Source organism: Bradyrhizobium sp. CB3481 (genome assembly GCF_029714305.1).
Taxonomy (GTDB): Bacteria; Pseudomonadota; Alphaproteobacteria; order Rhizobiales; family Xanthobacteraceae; genus Bradyrhizobium.
Genome location: NZ_CP121647.1, coordinates 5,020,356 through 5,038,594 on the forward strand (window position 1 = coordinate 5,020,356; position 18,239 = coordinate 5,038,594).

General features: G+C 60.1%; 16 protein-coding genes and 1 pseudogene. 1 reads left to right on the forward strand and 16 read right to left on the reverse strand.

The features are described 5' to 3' along the window. Positions 1-11: 11 nt before the first annotated feature. The 4 genes from trbB to QA643_RS24550 all read right to left on the reverse strand — a co-directional run bounded on the left by trbB (position 12) and on the right by QA643_RS24550 (position 4,516). Positions 12-995 carry a P-type conjugative transfer ATPase TrbB gene (trbB, locus tag QA643_RS24535; protein WP_283028450.1) on the reverse strand — a complete coding sequence of 328 codons (984 nt, stop codon included), beginning with the start codon at positions 993-995 and terminating at the stop codon, positions 12-14. Then, on the reverse strand, positions 988-1,542 hold the full coding sequence (locus QA643_RS24540; RefSeq protein WP_283028451.1) for a CopG family transcriptional regulator: 555 nt from the start codon (positions 1,540-1,542) through the stop codon (positions 988-990). The genes trbB and QA643_RS24540 overlap by 8 nt, the downstream gene beginning before the upstream one ends. A 12-nt stretch (positions 1,543-1,554) precedes the next feature. After that, positions 1,555-3,582 (reverse strand): conjugal transfer protein TraG, encoded by a 2,028-nt coding sequence (locus tag QA643_RS24545; RefSeq protein WP_283034917.1) that lies wholly within the window; start codon positions 3,580-3,582, stop codon positions 1,555-1,557. A gap of 643 nt (positions 3,583-4,225) precedes the next feature. Further along, a complete protein-coding gene (locus QA643_RS24550) occupies positions 4,226-4,516 on the reverse strand; it encodes a GSU2403 family nucleotidyltransferase fold protein (RefSeq protein ID WP_283028452.1) in 291 nt (96 codons plus the stop codon). Positions 4,517-4,564: 48 nt separating this feature from the next. Between QA643_RS24550 and QA643_RS24555 the strand changes: the two are divergent. Further along, positions 4,565-5,628 (forward strand): annotated as a pseudogene (locus QA643_RS24555) (IS630 family transposase). Positions 5,629-5,839: 211 nt separating this feature from the next. Here QA643_RS24555 and QA643_RS24560 read toward each other — a convergent pair. The 12 genes from QA643_RS24560 to QA643_RS24615 all read right to left on the reverse strand — a co-directional run bounded on the left by QA643_RS24560 (position 5,840) and on the right by QA643_RS24615 (position 17,429). Continuing rightward, entirely contained in the window at positions 5,840-6,391 is a 552-nt protein-coding gene (locus tag QA643_RS24560) for a hypothetical protein (protein ID WP_283028453.1), read from the reverse strand. 105 nt (positions 6,392-6,496) lie between these two features. Beyond that, positions 6,497-8,464, reverse strand: a complete 1,968-nt coding sequence (rlxS, locus tag QA643_RS24565; RefSeq protein ID WP_283028454.1) for a relaxase/mobilization nuclease RlxS — start codon at positions 8,462-8,464, stop codon at positions 6,497-6,499. 351 nt (positions 8,465-8,815) lie between these two features. After that, complete coding sequence (locus tag QA643_RS24570; RefSeq protein ID WP_283028455.1) at positions 8,816-9,355, reverse strand: S26 family signal peptidase; 540 nt, start codon at positions 9,353-9,355, stop codon at positions 8,816-8,818. Further along, a complete protein-coding gene (locus QA643_RS24575) occupies positions 9,345-9,563 on the reverse strand; it encodes a helix-turn-helix domain-containing protein (RefSeq protein WP_283028456.1) in 219 nt (72 codons plus the stop codon). The genes QA643_RS24570 and QA643_RS24575 overlap by 11 nt, the downstream gene beginning before the upstream one ends. A gap of 652 nt (positions 9,564-10,215) precedes the next feature. Continuing rightward, the gene (locus QA643_RS24580; protein ID WP_283028457.1) at positions 10,216-11,037 is read right to left on the reverse strand and encodes a DUF2285 domain-containing protein; all 822 of its coding nucleotides are present in this window, start codon (positions 11,035-11,037) and stop codon (positions 10,216-10,218) included. 527 nt (positions 11,038-11,564) lie between these two features. Beyond that, complete coding sequence (locus QA643_RS24585) at positions 11,565-11,714, reverse strand: hypothetical protein (RefSeq protein ID WP_283028458.1); 150 nt, start codon at positions 11,712-11,714, stop codon at positions 11,565-11,567. Positions 11,715-12,027: 313 nt separating this feature from the next. Beyond that, positions 12,028-12,348 carry a DUF736 domain-containing protein gene (locus QA643_RS24590; RefSeq protein WP_283028459.1) on the reverse strand — a complete coding sequence of 107 codons (321 nt, stop codon included), beginning with the start codon at positions 12,346-12,348 and terminating at the stop codon, positions 12,028-12,030. Positions 12,349-12,886: 538 nt separating this feature from the next. Then, positions 12,887-13,360 (reverse strand): hypothetical protein, encoded by a 474-nt coding sequence (locus tag QA643_RS24595; protein ID WP_283028460.1) that lies wholly within the window; start codon positions 13,358-13,360, stop codon positions 12,887-12,889. A 192-nt stretch (positions 13,361-13,552) separates the two neighbouring features. After that, on the reverse strand, positions 13,553-14,488 hold the full coding sequence (locus QA643_RS24600) for a DUF2493 domain-containing protein (RefSeq protein WP_283034918.1): 936 nt from the start codon (positions 14,486-14,488) through the stop codon (positions 13,553-13,555). A gap of 341 nt (positions 14,489-14,829) precedes the next feature. Further along, on the reverse strand, positions 14,830-15,882 hold the full coding sequence (locus QA643_RS24605; RefSeq protein WP_283034919.1) for a toprim domain-containing protein: 1,053 nt from the start codon (positions 15,880-15,882) through the stop codon (positions 14,830-14,832). A 2-nt stretch (positions 15,883-15,884) separates the two neighbouring features. Beyond that, entirely contained in the window at positions 15,885-16,073 is a 189-nt protein-coding gene (locus QA643_RS24610) for a hypothetical protein (protein ID WP_283035098.1), read from the reverse strand. A gap of 159 nt (positions 16,074-16,232) precedes the next feature. Then, positions 16,233-17,429, reverse strand: coding sequence for a DUF932 domain-containing protein (locus QA643_RS24615; RefSeq protein WP_283028461.1), 1,197 nt, complete (start codon positions 17,427-17,429; stop codon positions 16,233-16,235). Between the last annotated feature and the right edge of the window lie 810 nt (positions 17,430-18,239).

Consider the following 18,239-nt stretch of genomic DNA (forward strand, 5'->3'; position numbering starts at 1 on the left):
TTCTCCGGTGATTAAGGACGATGGCTTGTGTTTGGAAGGCCGGGCGGGGTCTCTAGGAGATAATCCCCCGATGGATCGAGACCCCTGAGTTCGGCCACCGCCTCAATCCGGCGTGCCGGGCCTCGCCCCTTGATGAAAACGACGAGATCGATTGCCTCGGCGATAAGTCGGCGCGGAACAGTTGCCACCGCTTCCTGGATCAACTGCTCGATCCGGTAGAGCGCCGCACGCGCTGAGTTGGCATGGACCGTCGCGATCCCACCGGGGTGACCAGTGTTCCAGGCCTTCAGCATGTCGAGGGCTTCGGCTCCCCTGACCTCACCCACAATGATGCGATCGGGACGCAGACGAAGGGTTGAGCGCACGAGATCAGCAAGGCTTGCTACTCCCGGCTTGGTGCGGAGTGTCACCGCGTCCCTTGCGTCACACCGCAGCTCCCTCGTGTCTTCAATGATGACGATCCGTTCGTTCAGGCCTGCGATCTCCGCCAGAAGTGCATTGGCCAGTGTGGTCTTGCCCGATCCCGTCCCGCCCGCAATCAGAATGCTGCGGTTTTCCGCAACCGCCGTCGTCAGCACTTTTGCCGTCAGCGGCGATGCAACCTGCGCCTTGACGTAGTCGGACAGACGAAACGTGGTCGTGGCAGGCTTGCGGATCGAAAAGCATGGCGCAAGAGAGACCGGGGGCAAAATGCCTTCGAACCGTTCGCCGGTCTCCGGTAGTTCCGCTGAGATGATCGGAGACGCCCCACCTGCTTCTGCCCGCACGTGACTTGCCACCAGGCGAACGATACGCTCAGCCTCTTGGGCGGTGAGAATGACGCCCGTGTCTGCGCGGCCCGACCCATGGCGGTCGAGCCATAGCTTGCCATCGGGATTGACCATGACCTCGACGACATCAGCTTCTTCCAAGGCGATCGCGATGGCAGGCCCCATTGCGGTTCGCAGCATGCCGCGGCGCCGTTCGCGAGTTTCGGGCGAGAGGAGATCAGACATGGCCGACCTCCTCTCGCCCTGCCGGAGATTGCCCCGGCGACTCGCCCGTCGCACGCTGCGCACGGGATTGGGTCGCGTAAGTATTGCTGGCGGCGCCGAGAGGTGCCCCTTCCTCCAGATGCCGCATAAAAAGATCCGGATTTGATGTCGAGACCTGCTCCAAGACATCGGCGACCAGCCTGCCGCCTGACGCTACGCGTTTGCCCACCTGGGCGACGAACATCTCGAACCGCTCGCGACCGAGTGCGCGCGCCGCGTCCTGATCACCGGAAGGCAGAGGCGGCGTAATAGTCAGGTAGTAGCGGACAAACAGAGCAATGGTTTCCGCAATGATCGAAAGATCGCGGTCTACTCGATCGAGCTGACGGTTCATGCGGTCGAGCCGGCGGATCAGCGCGGCATCGCCGCTTGTGTCCCTCTCCGGATTGAGGAAGCGATCGAGCGCGGCATCGATGATTGCTGACTTGTTGGTGCCGGGCCGCTTGCTTGCGAGCTCCAGCCGCTGTGCCACGCTTTCGGAAACATAAGCAGAGAGTTTCGGTTTCATCGGGCATGCTCATCAGAACGCAGGAAGGAGATCGTCGTCATCACGGGTAACGGTATGGGCGCCGCGAATTGTGTTTGAGGCGTTTGCCGCGCGCTGCATCTGGTTGCGATCCGTGGCCGCGTCCTCCTCATCATCAAGCAGCCGTCCCTCGGCGAACCTCGCCACCTCAGTTGGAGCAATGGGTTCCTCAAACAATGGTAGTTGTTGCTTGAGCCCGCCTTCCTCGGCTGCTGCCTCCATGAGATCTCGGTATGGAAGGGTCGCCAGCCGAAGGTCGACACCACGGATGTGGGAGACCCAGTCATTGGGGCGCGCGGCAGGTCGGTCGCGATACTCGGCTGCAGTGAGCTGTGGTGGAGAGCGCAGGCGTCTTACGAAATTGGCATCGTCGTAGTGCCTGAGCTTGCGGGCCCGAACTGGTGGCAGACCGGAAACCAGTACGATGGCGTTGTCGGGCGGCAGTTGCATTACTTCGCCGGGAGTGAGCAGTGGCCGCGCCGTCTCCTGGCGGCTGACCATCACATGGCCGAGCCAGGGCGCGAGGCGGTGACCAGCATAGTTCCGCTGCGCTCTTAGTTCCGTCGCGGTGCCGAGCGCGTCCGAAATGCGCCTGGCTGTGCGCTCATCGTTTGCGGCAAACGCGATGCGGACATGGCAATTGTCCAGGATCGCGTTGTTCTCGCCATAGGCCTTGGCGATCTGGTTGAGCGACTGGGCGATCAAATAGGCACGGATGCCATAGCCGGCCATGAAGGCAAGCGCGCTCTCAAAGAAGTCGAGCCGGCCAAGCGCTGGAAATTCATCCAGCATCAAGAGCAATTGCCGACGCCCGGCCTCACCTGCCCTCGTATCCAAGAATTCCGTCAGGCGACGGCCAATCTGGTTGAGCATCAGCCGGATTAACGGTTTTGTGCGGCTGATGTCAGACGGCGGCACGACCAGGTAGAGCGTGACGGGCCGCTCAGCGCCGACCAGATCGGCAATGCGCCAGTCGCAGCTTTCGGTATTCCGGCTGACGACCGGGTCACGGTAGAGCCCGAGAAAGCTGACGGCTGTCGAAAGAACTCCCGATCGCTCATTCTCGGACTTATTGAGGAGTTCGCGCGCGGTCGCGGCGACCACCGGATGAACCTTTGGCTCAGCCTCGGTTCCCAGATGGTTCGTGGCCAACATGACCCGCAGCGTCTTCTCGAAGGACTGCGCGGGATCGGCCAGGATTTCGGTCACTCGGGTAAGCGTCTTCCGCTCTTCGGCGTAGAGAACGTGAAGGATGACGCCGACAAGCAGCGAATGGCTGGTCTTCTCCCAATGGGTCCGCCGTTCCAGCGCGCCTTCAGGATCGACCAGGATGTCGGCGATGTTCTGAACATCCCGCACTTCGGCAGCGCCCTTTCGGACCTCAAGCAAAGGATTGTAGCGGGCGCTTCTCGCGTCGGTCGGATTGAACAACAGACAATGCGAGAAACTTGAGCGCCAACCGGAAGTTAGCTCCCAGTTTTCACCTTTGATGTCATGCACCACCGCCGACGAGGTCCAAGACAAAAGTGTCGGCAGAACAAGGCCAACGCCCTTGCCCGAACGCGTCGGCGCAAAGCACATGACGTGCTCCGGACCATCATGACGCAAATAGCTATTTTCAAATCGTCCAAGAAACACTCCTTTGGCTGCAAAGAGGCCGGCCTGCTTGATCTCCTTGGACATCGCCCAGCGTGCCGAGCCGTAAGTCGCCACGAGCTGATTTTGCCGTGCCCGCCACACTGAGTTGAGGATCGCAAACACGGCGCCTGCGACGCCGCCAGCGGCAGCAATGGTCCCGCCCTCTTCAAAGATTTCAGGCGCGTACGCCTCGTACACGAACCACCATTCGAAAAATCGCCATGGCAGATAGACCGGATAACCGGCAACCAGGAACCAGGGTGCACCCAACCTTTCCTGAAAACCGAGAGCAGCGGCGGTCCACTGCGTCGCTCCCCAGGTCGACGCGACCACGACGCCGAATACGACCGTGATCTGCCCGACATAGATTCTTGCTGGATACATCCGCCGCCCCATTCGCCCGTGTAACGCGAACGGCGAGATGAAAACGGTGAAAGCGCCAAGCCTTCAATCGAAATAAAAGATCGGGCTGGCGGTGAGCGCGAGATTGATCAAGCCCCGACCAGACGACGCGATTGAAGATCAAGGTCGGCACAGCATCATCAAACGACTCAACAGCGCGTGAACAGTTGGCGCAAATGCTCTCTCGTTGTGACTTCGTCAATCCGACCGAGATGATTGGTCGCTCAAGGCCGGAAACACCTTGCGCGATTCGCCGCGACGGTGGATGGCACGACGCGATGCCGTATGACCGAGCTTCTTCTAATTGTACTCAGGCGCGAAGTTGAACAAGCCGCAAAATGCGTGAAGAGACCGTGTCGATCCCGTTAATGTCATGGGGATGTGCCCTGGCGACCGGTCTCGTCAGCTTGATCGGCGTGCCGACGTCAGCATCGTCGTCGGCAGCATGACGGTGCTGATCATGTTGCAACTTACTGCCGCCGCTGCTGCTGGCGAAAGTTACTTTGCGCCGGCAGATCGAGACCTATACCCGGCCTGTTGTTCGCAACACATTTGGACGGGGGGTAGAAGCCTCCTCATCGGAGGGCTTATCCGTAAGATCGTAGTCATTGGAGTCCGAGCCGAGCTAGTCATCATCGTAGGTCGCAATGCTTGTGCGGATCGCGGTTCTCCACTGATCGCCGCGATCCCATGCTTCGGCGAAGACAGAAGCAAGATCGGCGTGTTGCCGGTTCGCGATCATCGCGTCGACGGTCGATCTGGCCTGGAGCCGATCCTTTGCGCTCTTTGCCGTCGCGTCGCGATCCTCACGGCGGGATCCGATGATGAGCTTGTGGATGGCGTACCGTTCCGGTGATGGGGATGAGAACCGGCACGCCCGCACCATGCAGCAGCACAGCGCGGATGGGCTGAACATCAGCTAGTACCCGCTTTCTTGGAACGTGAGTCGTGATTCAAGGTCGGGATGATACCCGAAGCAAGAGAAGTCCACCTTTCGAGGAAAGATCGCAAGGTGCTTGAGGCGTGTTGTCGCTCACCGATGACATTGCAGCGCGATTTGAAGCGGGCGCGGATAGTCCTGTTGGCGGCGGACGGGCGCAGCACCCGGTCGATCGCCAACGAAGTTGGGGTCCAGCCGCGGATTGTCAGCCTTGGCGGCATCGCTATGCCGACCAAGGCCTTGAAGGGCTGCAAGACAAGCCGCGGCCCGGCAAGCAGCCTATCTATACGAAGACGACCGACAAGCGGATTCTGAAGCTGCTGGATAAGCCGCCCCCGCAAGGATTTGCGCGCTGGACCGGCCCTCTGCTGGCCGAAGCGCTCGGCGATGTTGACGTCCAATATGTCTGGCGGTTCCTGCGCAGCCACAAGATTGACCTCGCGGCTCGCAGGTCCTGGTGTGAGAGCAATGACCCGAACTTTACGGCCAAAGCCGCCGATGTCGTTGGCCTTTACGTCGCCCCGCCGGCGAAGGCTATTGTGCTCTGCGTGGACGAGAAGCCCTCGATCCAGGCTTTGGGGCGAGCGCAGGGCTATCTGAAGTTGCCCAATGGCCGCGCCTTGACCGGCCAGAGCCACGATTACAAGCGGCATGGCACCACAACATTGTTTGCCGCGCTCGAAGTCGCCACCGGAAAGATCATCGCTACGCATTCCAAACGCCGTCGCCGTGTCGAGTTTCTCGATTTCATGAACAGCCTCACCGCGGCCTTTCCGGGCCGAAAGCTTCACGTCATCCTCGGCAACCTCAACACCCACAAGAAGAATGAGAACTGGCTCAAGGCCCACCCCAACGTGCAATTCCATTTCACGCCGACAAGTGCGTCCTGGCTCAACCAGGTCGAGGTATGGTTCTCAATCTTGCAGGGGCAATCGCTCAGCGGCACCTCCTTCACAAGTCTCAAGCAGCTTCAGGAACACATCGATGCCTATGTCAACGCCTACAACGACAAAGCCGAGCCCTTCGTCTGGACCAAGAAAAAGGTCCGTCAACGCCGTTTCAAAGGCCGTCGTATCACTCAGCTCTGATTCCGGGTACTAGTCGAGAAAACGGAGCGGCAGTGCCGCCGCCCCGCCTAACGCCGGCATTGGGACAGGCTTTTGCAGTCTGGTGGTCGGACCACTGGTTCGGCGTCAAAAATTCCACGTTGAAGTTGTCCCTCGATACGAACTGGTGGAGACCCTGCCGTCGGCCTGGCTCGGAATTTCGCGAAAGCTCGGGTCGACGCGTCGAAGCACCTCAAGGATGGGGGCATGGAATCCTTGATGCCCACCGAGATTTCATGGAATGGCGCAAAGTCGGCGTCGCCAGTTTGCATGGCGACCGCATCGAGCCGTCTGCGAGCACGGCGGAGTAACGTTGGTAGGCTACGGTGCCGACGAGCACCCCCTCATGCGGAACAAGCCGGACTTCGCCAATGCTTCCACCACTTGGCCTGTTGTCGGCGACGGGCGCGGCAGATAGGCCTCTCGCGTCACGTGGAAGCGAGACGGCGGCGTCCTTCGCCGATGGCAGCTCGTTCAATTTTTTCAGGTCGGCCTTCAAATCCTTGAAGGCCTCGACCTTTTTGGTGATTTCGGGGTCGTCCACCGGACCGACATAGCGGCGCTCCTGGCCTCCTCCCTCGGGCTTGGGTGTATCGAAGTACCAATACTTTTTGCCCTTCACCTCGACGGCCACGAACCGCCCCTTCGAGGAGAACTCTGAGGTGAAACTCTCCTCGAGGCTGCGCTGGACCAGCTCGGAATGGAGTGTCTGGTAGGTAATGTCGAACCGCTGGCTCGGCGCCACGGCGGGGAACCAAACGCAAGGAAGTTATACTGAAATCGCTAACATTACGGGAATGTCAAACCGAACAACCTCGCCTGAAAAGTGAGGTCGGCAACCATCATCCCTTTAAGGTCCAATCCCGCGCTTCATGCCGATCGACCAGGATATGCCCTCCCCGCCCACATTGCCGGTGACCACCTGTCCGCGCGCCTTCTCCAGCACAGCGCGCCAAGGCACCAGTGCGAAGTCGTGGGACCGCTCGATAAGAGCGAAACGGCCACTGTTCAGCGTCAGCATTCGCCGGTAGACGCCCGTGAGACTGTCACCGGTCTTGAAGTCGAGATGCTCAAGCCCTGTTCGCGCAGAAATATCCGCAGCCGTCTGGCGGAGCTCGCGAGCTTCAAGCGTCCGCAACAGATCCCGCGCATAACGCACCTGACCATCTTGCTCCCGCGCAAGCCCCTGCTCGATCAGCCATTGCCTTCTCGCCCGTATTGCCGCCTCGACCTCAGCACCCCATCCATTTGGCCCGACCACCTCACGAGCCTTGGCGACAAGCTGACGATCGAGCCAGGTTGCGCCCACCGCCTGCGGCAGATCCTGGAGCCTTTGCCAAGACAGCACCGCAAGGCGCACCGGATTGCGGGAGCGCTGGCGGCTCTCGTACTGGAGCGCCCGATCAAAGTAGTCCTCGCCCACGGCCCAGTTGCCGTCATTCAGCCGGCTGACCATCCCTTCCTGCCGCATCGCTTCAAGCCGCCGCACATGGGTTGCGATATACTCGCCCGAGGCGTGTGGGTCGAATTGGCGATGAAGGCGGTCACTGTACCGCCCATGATGAGCGGCGATCTTCGCGATGGTTCGATCGATGTCGCGCGGTTCTGTCGAGCGAGCCTTGAGCTCAACAATCGTGTTCCGGACAGGCAACTCGTCACGACCGGGCAGGCTACCGATCTCGGCATAATGCGTCCGCCCATCGATGCCATCGAGCACGACATAACGGCGCTCCTTAAGCTCGTCCGAAAATCCTTCACCGACGAGGCGTCCGACTAGACGCTGGCCGCCCTTGCTCGGATCGAAGATGGTGTAGGTGCCCGCAGCCCGCGACAGTCCAGCGGCAAAAAGTTCGCGATGCATGGTCTTGATAATGTCACCGCGCTCGCCCATGCGCTTAAGCTTCGCCTCAAGCCCGGCATCGATCCGCCAACGGCTAGGGCCATCTTCTTCGGCCAACCCCATCCGCTCGAGGGTTCGCAGCCGCCCCATTCGAGCGGCCTGCCAGGCCGGATCCCTTGTCGGCATCATATTGAGCGCAAGAGCGCCATCCAGCGCGTCCCTCAGGATGGCCCGGTCGAGACGCGTGAACCGTTCAGCCGCAACCTCCTGCTGGAGCTTGCGCGCGGCCTCGATTTCCGTCTCTGGACCGAGCTCCCGCGTAATGAGATCCGTAGCTCTCGCTCGGAAGCCGTGAGCAATATAGTCCCGGGCGATCACGAGGTCCTGTCCTTTGTCATCCTTTCCACGCAAGATGATGTGGCTGTGCGGATGACCGGTATTGAAATGATCCGCCGCGACCCAATCGAGCCTGGTGCCCAGATCAGTTTCCATCTGCCGCATCAGATCGCGGATGAAAGGCTTTAAGTCAAAGAGTTCCGCACTATCCTCAGGCGCCACGATGAACCGGAACTGGTGGCGATCGTCCGCACTTCGTTCGATGAAGGGCTTGCCGTCGGCGCGGTCATTGCTTGCGTTATAGAGCTCGCCGGGCTCACCGTCCCGCGTGACTCCGTCGCGTTGCACGTAGCGCAGATGGGCACGGATGGCACCAGTATCGCCGGCCTTGATACGTACGATGCGCGCCTTGATCACGACCCGACGCAGGCCCTGATCTCTCGCACGTCCGGACAGTACCGCCCCGTATGCGTGCCCGCGACCGATTCGGTCGCCCGAGAAGTTCGACGCGCGATATGAACCGGCGCCGGCCTTCTCGGCAGCCTGCCGGACGCGCCGGAGATAGCTGGTTGCTTTCCCGGCTTTGCGGTTGCCGATCCGGCCAAGCTTCACTTTGAATTCGTCATCGTCGATGCCATGCATGCCGCAGGCTCTCCGTCAGGAAAGCCGCGGATATGTGACGCTGGGGTGTGGCCGCCAAGACGCAGACGAAATCAGCAAGCGACGCGATCGACTTAAGCTGCAGTAGGCGACATCGCGCCCAGCGGTGTCGCCAACTCTTGGATGTGCAGACAAGGACTTACGCCTCATCAAGCGCCAGTGCTTTTATCTTGCTCTCCCGATTCCCTCATACCCTCGTTTCAGCCGTTGATCTCAATGGAAGAGCTTGCTTGACCTCCTAGCTCGCGATCTGCCCCCAATGATGGCCCGGCCGCAAGGCTGAAGAGGTGCGCGCCCGTTTTGCGACGCGCACGATCGCCGTCATGTAGCACTTCAAGATTCCGGATTCCAGGTCCAGAGCGGGTGCGCCACGCCCAAGATATCGCACCGCAGAACCGGCCCGAAGTAGCGCGAGTCGAACGAATGAGGGTGGGGTTGCAGCAGGAAAAGCTCACCTTCGACGAGCCTCAGGCAACCTACCCAGGTTGGCAGTGACCGCCCCTTGTGGTCCTTCTCGAACACCTCGGCAATGACCTTTCCATTGATCGATATGGCGCCTACGGGCTCCTTGGCGCGGCACACTTCATCTCCCCCGGCCGCGGCTACCTGCTTCAGAAGCGGCACCGACACCGGCAAAACGCCATGTGCGATGATCAAGAGCTGGATGCCGGGCGGCGGTCTAAACAGCGCCAGTTCGCCGCGCGCGGGCAGCCGTTGCTCCAGGTAATAAAAGCCGAGTGGCGCGCTGCCCGAAGCATTGTAGATCAGCAGCGGCATCCCGTTCGTGAAGGAAATCAGCATTGCGATGATGCTGGCGCACATGACCGAGAGCACGGCAACCTGGCGCCAGGAAATGGCAGGATTAATCGGCATCGGAGGTCGACCTCCGCTTGTTCGCCTGCGAATACTCGATAAGGTCTTCGATGTGGTAGCGGACGTACCGTCCGTGCTTGCGGTAGGCGGGCCCTGTGCCGTTCACACGCATCTTCTCAAGGGTATTCTTGGTGAGACGCAGCCAGGCAGCGGCTTCCGCCGTGTTAAGAAACGGCCTCTCAGCCTCTCTTTCTTCATTCTTCATCATGCGAGACACTCCTTTTTTTGCACCTGACACAACTCAGAGGCGCAAGAAGAAGATTCGTCAGATTGAGGGAGGTTTTGGGAGTGGCGAAAATGACAGGCTCGAGTTCGCCATCCGGCGTCAGCAAAAATCGTCAAGCGAGGATGGCAAGGCCGCAGCCCAAACTAGAATCAGGCCCGATTAATCCAGCGAAGTGCCACGACCGCTTCGAGCCTATAACGGACCTCGGATGCTACCGACGCGGAAACGAGATCCCACGTAGTGCCGCGTGTGGGCGGCCGTGTGCGATCAGCACGATTCATGTCATCTAACCTGTGATGGCGGCACGCGCCCGAGATCTTTGGACCGCACAAGACGCTTTACAACAGCCCGAGAGACCAGCGATCGCAAGGGCACGCGGAGTCGCTGCCGGCAAAAGCCCAGCTCGGCGAGTTGGGATAAGATTCCACTGCCCTCGCCACCATAAGGATCAAGCACTACATTTGCCTGCTCCCAAAGCCGCAACTTCCCCTCCGCGCACGACACGCTGCTCTATCGCCAACGCCACCGCATCTCGAAGATTTTCGCCAAGCTCAAGGACATGCCGCCGCATCGCAATCCGATACGATAGGTGCGCACACGCCTTCTGTATCGCAGCTAACGTTGGCTAATGAGGCTATCCCAACAGATCGCGATAGCCGCCTTTCATCAATTCGGTCCCTTTGGCGACGAGGCGACGCGTGCGGTCCTTCAAAAATTGACTAGGCCCAAGCCATTCCTCAGCAACTTTCTTCTCTCCAAATAGAGTAATCGCGATCTGCCGATAGGTCTTGCCGTTCAGGCTTTCATCGAGCGCGATGAGGGCATGGCGGAGGCGTTCGTCGCCTGAAAGCGCTGGTGTTTGAAGGGTGCTGCTATCGCTCTCAGTGAAGCGGTGAAGCCGCTTCAGGATCTCGGTCTGCCCTAAGAGATCGTCGAGGTCGTGGAGTTCAAAAACCGCAACAAATGACGCGGTCAAGACGGACAGATCTTTGATTTCGACATTGACGCGAACGCCGCCCATGCCTTTGATCGAAACGTACTGAACGCCTTCGGTATCAATCACCGCTACTCGATCGCCATTGAAATCAGCGAGTGCGCGCGTCATGGCACCACTGTGCTCATTCGGCATCCTAGCCCTCAGCCGGACCACGCGTTTCAAGGCATTGGCATGCCAGACTACGGTTGCGTCATGGGCGCAGAGTCTCGGATCGGCGAAGGCGTAAAGCCCCCACTTCTCCGCACGCGGAAATCGCTGCCTGAGACGCAACAGCCGCGTGCCATCCTTCAATGTAATGCATGGCAGGTGCCGCGGAACGGAGGTTCGCCAGTCGGCGATATATTCCTCATTTCTGCGTAAGAACTCCCACGCCCAGTCGGCCCCATCGTAATCCGCGACCCTCAAGGAAAGCGCGTCCTCATCGGTGCGACCACGCGAAGAACCAACGGAATGATTCATTAGCCCCCGCAGATAGCTTTTTCAGCGCGGATGGTTCGGGCCAAATGGGGCAAGAGAACGGCCCTCACGAGTTACGTTGCGGTTCCGTTCTTTGCGTGGTGCATTTGGGTATTTGGAGAGACAAGCGACTTGAAAGGTCTAAGCGGGTAAGCGAGATGTCGCAATGTCAATATTGTCAATTTGATGTTATGTTTTCAGTGGTGCATGCCGATTCCCGGCCTGCACTCGTTCAGCTGAGGAATGATGGAGGGCACATGGCCAAGAAAGCGAAGAAGGCAAAAAAGACCACTGCGAAAAAAGCCAAAAAGAAGAAAAAGTAGCTCCTTTCCGTGACAACGTGCTCTCATCTATCGGGGCGTCGCACGGTAACCCGCTACTGTAGTTGACGTACCCGCCTTGATTAGATCGACAGCGCAGAACACCTAAGCCGGATCGCATGTGCCTTGCGCTATGCGGTCCGGCTTTTGGTTTACGTGGTACTGATTGTCCGAAGATGGTGGTCTCCAACGCAAAGATACCATGAGCGATTAGTAGAAGCCATTCATCATCGTCGGCACAAGTTTCGATAGCAGCAGGGCGATCGATGTCAGCGCCGAAAGGCTGACGATCGCTTGAGCGACGCAGATGCGCTTGAGCGTTGCCGCTTCATCGTCAAATACCTTAAACGAATGCGCCATCATTCGACTCCATGATACGGTCCATAGTTTCCTCTGGGCAGAGTTATAGAGCGAGTCGCACCCGATCGTTATTAGCCTAATTTGCTCATGCGAGCTTGACTCTTCAGCGACTCAGACGAGTCCTCCGTGACGTGGAAATCGAGCTTCGGCCTCGAATCGTTTGCGCGAAACCTGAGTAAAGAAAACGTTAAACGGAGGCCCGAGTGGCCGACCGGCAAACAGCGCAAATGCGATGGGAAGACGAAGCCTGTTGGGCCGATGGATAAGGAAGGGCCCGCCCGGATAAGACCGGGCGGGCCCTGGCAGCCTGCTCTCACTCTGGGCTCTTGCGCGGCCGCGACCAAAGGAGCGTGTAGCCTTCGCCGCTTTCTTCGTCGAACAGGTTCGCGTAGATCGGGGCGTTGAACGAGGGATCGTCGAGCTTGAGCGAGAGATAGTCACGGCCCTCCTCGGAGCGCTTCGACCAGGCCGCTCCGATCTCCGCCCTGCCGACGTAAACGCGGTGGCTGGGGGCGTTTTCGCTTGCGCGGTTGGGCTCGGCGACGATGCGGACGCCTCTGGCCTGCAGGCTCAGGGTGATGATCTCGCCCTGGAAATCGTTGCCGACCTTCTTGAAAGAACCGATGGTAGCCATGTCACTTCTCCTTGTTTCGAGCCCGCGACCACCGCGGCCTCGATGGCGATGAACAGGCCGAAGGCGATCGGCGACGCACCCGCTTGCGGGCCGAAGTGCAACGGAGGACGCCGGCGGAAAGACTTTCTTGCCTCGCGAGGAATGGGCTTTGCCCAGGGGAAGAAAGTCTTGACGACGGCGTTGCGGCTCAGACGATCGAGGCGCAGCCGGGCTTCGGCCAGATCAAGCCATCAAGAGGCCAGGTGCGTCCGCGGGCTGGACAGCCCAGGAGAAGACGTGAGCAATTATCGGGCTTCAGCATATAAAAGGTCGGCTCGTTCCAGCGCACGGACAGAAACCGCATGCGAGAAACGCGCAATCGTTTGCCCGGAAATTGCCCCGATCGCATCCGAGCACCCGCCCATTGCACTCGGTGCCGAATGATCGGCATTCTGGTCCTGTGACGCTCCGAACGATGTCGCGCTCACCACGCCGAAGTTCGATGGCTCCGCGACTCCACGTCAACGAAGGCCTGTTCGAGAACGCCGGTGGTGAAGCATCATCCCCCGTGCATTTCGGCCGCGAGGACCGGTTGAGGCTCGCTACGGACTGCGCTACCCGCGCCAAACGAGCGTGGCCCGGCGTAAATGGCTAGGCGGCTCCACGCGGTAGCACCGACACAAATCGCCCCGATCCAAGCGAAGACCTCACGCCAAAGCAGCGACGGCACGCCGATCTGGGAGGCCGCGAGAATTAGGTCGTAACTCGCCAGAGCCGCCGGACCGACGAAAGCCGCACCTATCAGTGTGCGGAGAATCAGCGGCCGGGCGGCAAATGCGAGTTGACCAATCGTAATCGCCGTGACTCCCGCGGCAATGCCGGTAAGAAGCGTGCCGAAAATTCCGGCGCCGCTGTGAAGCGCCGCCGTACTAAAACCAATGAGGAATGGAAGGGCATACACCGTGAGCTCAAAGACGAGCCAACAGAAGATACCGATTCCGAGAACGTTGAGAATGAGTCCAATGGCAAGCATGGTGGTGCGCTCCGTTCAAAGATGTGACGGGTCGCGCCTTCCACCACCACCACGGCGCGGGCGAAAGTTAACCGAAATGAGATGAAGATGCGAGACAAATCCCTCGCTCGTGGTCGTCCACCGAATAAGAGAATATGGAGCGAGCAACACGGACCGCGCAATTCTGTTGCGTCTGAAACGAGATGATGGCGCTTACGCGCCGCCGTCGCCGAATTTCCAAACCGGAATTCCAAGCCGCCTCGCTTTGTCGGCGAGATTGTCCTGGATGCCAGTGCCCGGGAAAACCATGACCCCGATCGGCATTAGCGCCAGCATCGTATCGTTGCGCTTGAAGGGTGCGGCCTTGGCGTGCTTTGTCCAGTTCGGTTTGAACTCGATTTGCGGCACCTTCCGGTTCGTTGCCCATTTCGCCGCGATCAGTTCGGCGCCCTTCGGCGAGCCGCCATGGAGCAGGACCATGTCGGGGTGCTTGACGTGAACCTTGTCGAGACGGTCCCAGATGAGGCGATGGTCATTGAACTCGAGGCCACCGGTCAGTGCGATCTTAGGCCCGGCCGGCAACAGCGGCTCTGTCTCGGCGCGACGTTTTGCAGCGAGGAAGTCTCTCGAGTCGATCATCGCTGCGGTGAGTGAATGATGGTTGACCAGTGATCCGGATCGGGGCCGCCAGGGCGATCGGGTATGGACTTCGAACTGCTCGATGGCCAGATCTCGAAAGCGCTCAATGCAGTTTCGGCGCTCGATCAACGAGATTCCTTCTGCGGTGAGCCGCTCGAGTTCGACCGATCGCACCTCGGAGCCATCCTGCTCACGTTGGCTCTTCCGCTGCGCCTGCTCGTTGTTGTCGAGCTCGCGCTCGACACGGTGCGTCGTGCGATGGAACAGATTGACCGCCGACCATAGCAGGTCTTCCAGATCCGGCTCCATGCGAGTGTCCCTTAGCGTGACGACCAGAGCGTCGAAAATATCAGCTACTGCGGCCGCGATCGTCTTGCCCTCGGGAAGCGGCCTCGGATCTGGCTCGTCGCTGTATGGACGATAACCGTAGAGCTGCAATTCGGTCAGAGCGTGGTCGGTTGGGGATGAGCCGTGCGGCGGTTCGAATTCGCTATCGTCATGATCGGTCATGGTAAGACGTCCTTTGCCGGATTGGCCGCGCCCATCGCGGCCTTCGTGGCGATCACCAGACGGCGGGCGGGTCGGACCAGAACCCGAAACGAAGTGGCGGGCCGAAGCGAAGCGAAGGATGGCAGGGGGGCGGGTATTTTGCTTCGCGATGCAAAGGCGGTATTGCCAATAGTTAATTTTTGAATTTCGATCACCGCCGGCGGAAAATAGCCGCACCATAGCCATTGGCGGTCCGCCCCCGCTCGCCGTCCGATCGCCCTTTGGAAGGCCGGGCGCGGCGCTATCCGGCAAGGGGCGCGCCCGGTTCACGATCTCCGACTTCGCGTTCGAGCGTCGGAAGTCTACACTATGAGCGCTGTCGCCGAAGACAAAAAGCGGGCGACGTCCTCCGGCACAAGCTGAACGCGCAGGCCTGCCCGAAGGTCGTCGATGCCGAAGGCGCGCAGATCTTCATTAAAGTCGCCAAGCCGAGGCGATAATGCGATCGCCTCGATGCCTGCTGTTTCGGCACGTTGCGTCAGAACGGTAGCCGCCACGTCGCCGGCGGCATCGTTGTCACGCGCGATATAGAGCCTGCGCAGACCCGGAGGAAGCAACATGGCAGCGAGGTGGTGGGCCGAAAGTGCTGATACCATCGGCAAGGTCGGCAGAGCGCAGCGCAGGGACAGCATGGTCTCTATGCCCTCACCCGCAGCGAGTACATCGTTCGCCACCCCGAATCGGACTGCATTTCCGAGCAGAAAACCCACCGCGCGGCGCGGCGTATCGATTGGCGCCTTGCCGCAACCTGAAGGATCAAGCCAGGTGCGATGGATGCCGGTGATGACGCCATTGAGGGTGGTGACGGCGGCGATCAGCGCGGGCCAGGTCTCTGTCGGCAAGTAGTGATCCGGCTTATAGTAGCAGCGCGGATGGAAGCGAAGGCTCTCGGTACCGTGCGAGGCCGAAATGCCGCGCGTCCGAAGATACGTTTCGGCGATCGTGCCATGGATGGGCGTTGAATTCGCCATAAGGCGCCTCACCGTTTCCCGTAAGCCGACTGGAGCGGGCGCAAACGGGGATTTCGACTCCGGCTTACGCTCAGGCCGCGGCAGGTTGAGAAACCGACGAGCCTCGGCAAGAACATCGCCAAATTCAAGCAGCCCACAGCTTTCCCTGATGACGTCGAGCAGATCCCCGTGCTCACCAGTTGCCGCATCGGTCCACTTGCCAGCGGAGCCCTTCCCTGCGCTAGGTCCGCTCAACCGAACAAACATCGACCGGCCGGGTGTGTTGCGTGCGTCTCCGACGATCCAATAGCGGCCAACGCGGCGACCGTTGCAAAGATAGTGGCGGCAGACAAGTTCGGCCTGCTCGGCAAGTCGGCGGGCGAGATCAGATGCCTGGATTGACATGGTTAGGCCCCGATAAACCGGCCGCACGGTGATTGGTCCTGGAGGAGTGCGCGGCGCGCAGCGCCTTGCGCAAGCTCCTTGATCGAGTTCCCCGCTTTGACGCAGCGGAAATTGGATTGGCTGAGCGCCAGCCTATTGAGGGGAACATCACCGGACTGACCCAGCGTGATCTTCTGAACAGATTTTGCCATTGAGATTGCTCCGACGACGGACGACCAGAGCCTTTCTCTGGATCTCCTGGTCCGTCACAAAGCGAAGTGCCGCCCTCTTCCTCTCGAGGGCGACGCCGAAACCGAAGCACAGCGATTGAAGTGGGCCGCGGCCGAAACTGCCGCGCGGGCCAACCGGCGTCAGGCGACCCGGTCGAGCAGCTTCTTCGCCTGCCCTTCGAGACTCAGCCGGACATCCTGGTGCGGCTTGTCGCGTGCGACGGCCGTGATGCCCTGTACGAAATCGAACACACTTTCGGGCTTGTGGCCTTCCTCGGCGAGCACAGTCTCAATGATTTTCGCCGTCTCTGATTTGCCAAACCCACGCTTGCGCAGGAATTCGGTTCGATCATCGTCCGTGCGCGCAACGATGCGGTCACGCGCAGCCTTGATGCCGTTCACGAAAGGCATGGGCGAGGAATTGGCGAAGCGGGTAAGCGCAGGTGCTGCTTCGTGGGCGAAGCGTGAGGCGGCATATTTCGAGTGGCGGATGGTGATTTCCTCAAAATCCTCCACGCCCCAGAGATTGCGATTCTGGCAAACGGCTCGGAGGTAAAAGCTCGCGATGCCAAGCGTCTTGGCGCCCACCTCGGAATTCCAGCAATAGAAGCCGCGGAAGTAGAGGTCGGGCGAGCCGTCCGGCAACTTGCCCGCCTCGATCGGGTTGAGATCGTCCACCAGGAACAGGAAAACGTCACGATCCGAGGCATAGAGCGTGGTGGTGTTTTTCGTGACATCGACCCGCGGGTTATAGATGCCGGTCGCCCAGTCGAGCACACCAGGGACCTTCCAGCGTGTATCGCCGGTGCCGTTACCGGCTATCCGCTGGACGGCGGCGACCAGTTCATTGTCGTAGATGCGACCGTAGTCGGGGCCCGTGACGGCGCGCAATTCGACGCGTCCGTCCTCGACCACGAGGGTCTTGATCAATTCGCCGCGATGCGACGTTAGCCCATACTGGAGATTGATGGCGGCGAGAGGTGCTGGGAGCTGACGCAAATAAGTGGACGGCGCACCAACCATGGTCGTGAGCTGACCGAAGCTCCAGTGGGTCGGCGCAAGGGGCACATCCTCACCCGGTAGCAACAGCGTCAGCCGCTCCGCATCATCGCGATTCGCTTCCACCCTGATCGCGGAGCTCTCGGCCGTCCGGGTGCGGCTTCGCTCGGCGCGGCCGCGAACGGCGGCATATAGCTCTGACAGCGAGAGGTACCGCTCGTCCGCCGGCCGGGAGAACCATTCGGAGGACACGCGGCCAATCCGCTCCCCTCGTCTTACATCCACCTTGTAGCCACCATGCTCAACGCGAGTGGCGTCCAATACATTCAGCTGGGTCATGGGTTATCTCCATGACGGGCGCCGCGAGCTATCTCGCGACTTCTAACCCGTCACGGAAAATTCCGGCCGACCTCTTACTCTACGGTGCCGGCTGATCGTCTCTGACGCCGCAGGGGACTTCGCCAAGACCCGATCTGAATGCTTCCGTAGGAGGCAAAACGGAGCGACTTGCGGGCGTGAGCCCACAGAAGACGCTGCCGCAGTAGCTTCAGCATAGCGCCGCCCCTCCCGGCGCGCCGCGGGATCGACCGCCGTCCGAAACCTTTAAGGCACTCGCAAGGATCGGCGCAGCGTCGGCGCGAAGCGCGGCGGGATCCGGAGCCGAGTGTTCCGGCGAGAGACAGACTTATTATGTATAGAGTGCGACGCACCAAGCCACCGTGTCGGGACATGGTGCGGCGCCTGCGGCACGCCTCTTCGATGGGCATCTAGGCTCATGGAAGCGATATCTCCTCTCGAGTCATCGTCTGCGCATCGTAGATTCTCACCCGAAGCATTGGAAAGCGCTTCTTCAGCTCTTCAGCCCCTGTCTTTGCTCCGTCTCTGGTCGTAAATTCGGCTTTCAATCGGCCATCCACTTCGAGCGCGTAGCCTGACGTGGGTAGTTGGCGGGCGGCAGCAACCATCTCTGCTTCTCTTCTATTTGGGCTGTTGAAGATGATGGCTTAGCGTGAGTCGCTCAAATCGCGCCAGCGGCAGAATGGGCTTCTGTGGATCGTCACGAGCCGGTAGCTCTGAGCAATTGGCCTTCCGGCCTTCGATACTTCGGGAATTGCTTGATTTCTTCGCAGCGACAAGCGGACGGGTGCC

Bases quoted from the DNA above. Each gene is read 5' to 3' on its own strand.
- trbB (WP_283028450.1), bottom strand. From the start codon at position 995: ATGTCTGATCTCCTCTCGCCCGAAACTCGCGAACGGCGCCGCGGCATG.
- QA643_RS24540 (WP_283028451.1), bottom strand. From the start codon at position 1,542: ATGAAACCGAAACTCTCTGCTTATGTTTCCGAAAGCGTGGCACAGCGG.
- QA643_RS24545 (WP_283034917.1), bottom strand. From the start codon at position 3,582: ATGTATCCAGCAAGAATCTATGTCGGGCAGATCACGGTCGTATTCGGC.
- QA643_RS24550 (WP_283028452.1), bottom strand. From the start codon at position 4,516: ATGTTCAGCCCATCCGCGCTGTGCTGCTGCATGGTGCGGGCGTGCCGG.
- rlxS (WP_283028454.1), bottom strand. From the start codon at position 8,464: ATGCATGGCATCGACGATGACGAATTCAAAGTGAAGCTTGGCCGGATC.
- QA643_RS24570 (WP_283028455.1), bottom strand. From the start codon at position 9,355: ATGCCGATTAATCCTGCCATTTCCTGGCGCCAGGTTGCCGTGCTCTCG.
- QA643_RS24575 (WP_283028456.1), bottom strand. From the start codon at position 9,563: ATGATGAAGAATGAAGAAAGAGAGGCTGAGAGGCCGTTTCTTAACACG.
- QA643_RS24580 (WP_283028457.1), bottom strand. From the start codon at position 11,037: ATGAATCATTCCGTTGGTTCTTCGCGTGGTCGCACCGATGAGGACGCG.
- QA643_RS24585 (WP_283028458.1), bottom strand. From the start codon at position 11,714: ATGGCGCATTCGTTTAAGGTATTTGACGATGAAGCGGCAACGCTCAAG.
- QA643_RS24590 (WP_283028459.1), bottom strand. From the start codon at position 12,348: ATGGCTACCATCGGTTCTTTCAAGAAGGTCGGCAACGATTTCCAGGGC.
- QA643_RS24595 (WP_283028460.1), bottom strand. From the start codon at position 13,360: ATGCTTGCCATTGGACTCATTCTCAACGTTCTCGGAATCGGTATCTTC.
- QA643_RS24600 (WP_283034918.1), bottom strand. From the start codon at position 14,488: ATGACCGATCATGACGATAGCGAATTCGAACCGCCGCACGGCTCATCC.
- QA643_RS24605 (WP_283034919.1), bottom strand. From the start codon at position 15,882: ATGTCAATCCAGGCATCTGATCTCGCCCGCCGACTTGCCGAGCAGGCC.
- QA643_RS24610 (WP_283035098.1), bottom strand. From the start codon at position 16,073: ATGGCAAAATCTGTTCAGAAGATCACGCTGGGTCAGTCCGGTGATGTT.
- QA643_RS24615 (WP_283028461.1), bottom strand. From the start codon at position 17,429: ATGACCCAGCTGAATGTATTGGACGCCACTCGCGTTGAGCATGGTGGC.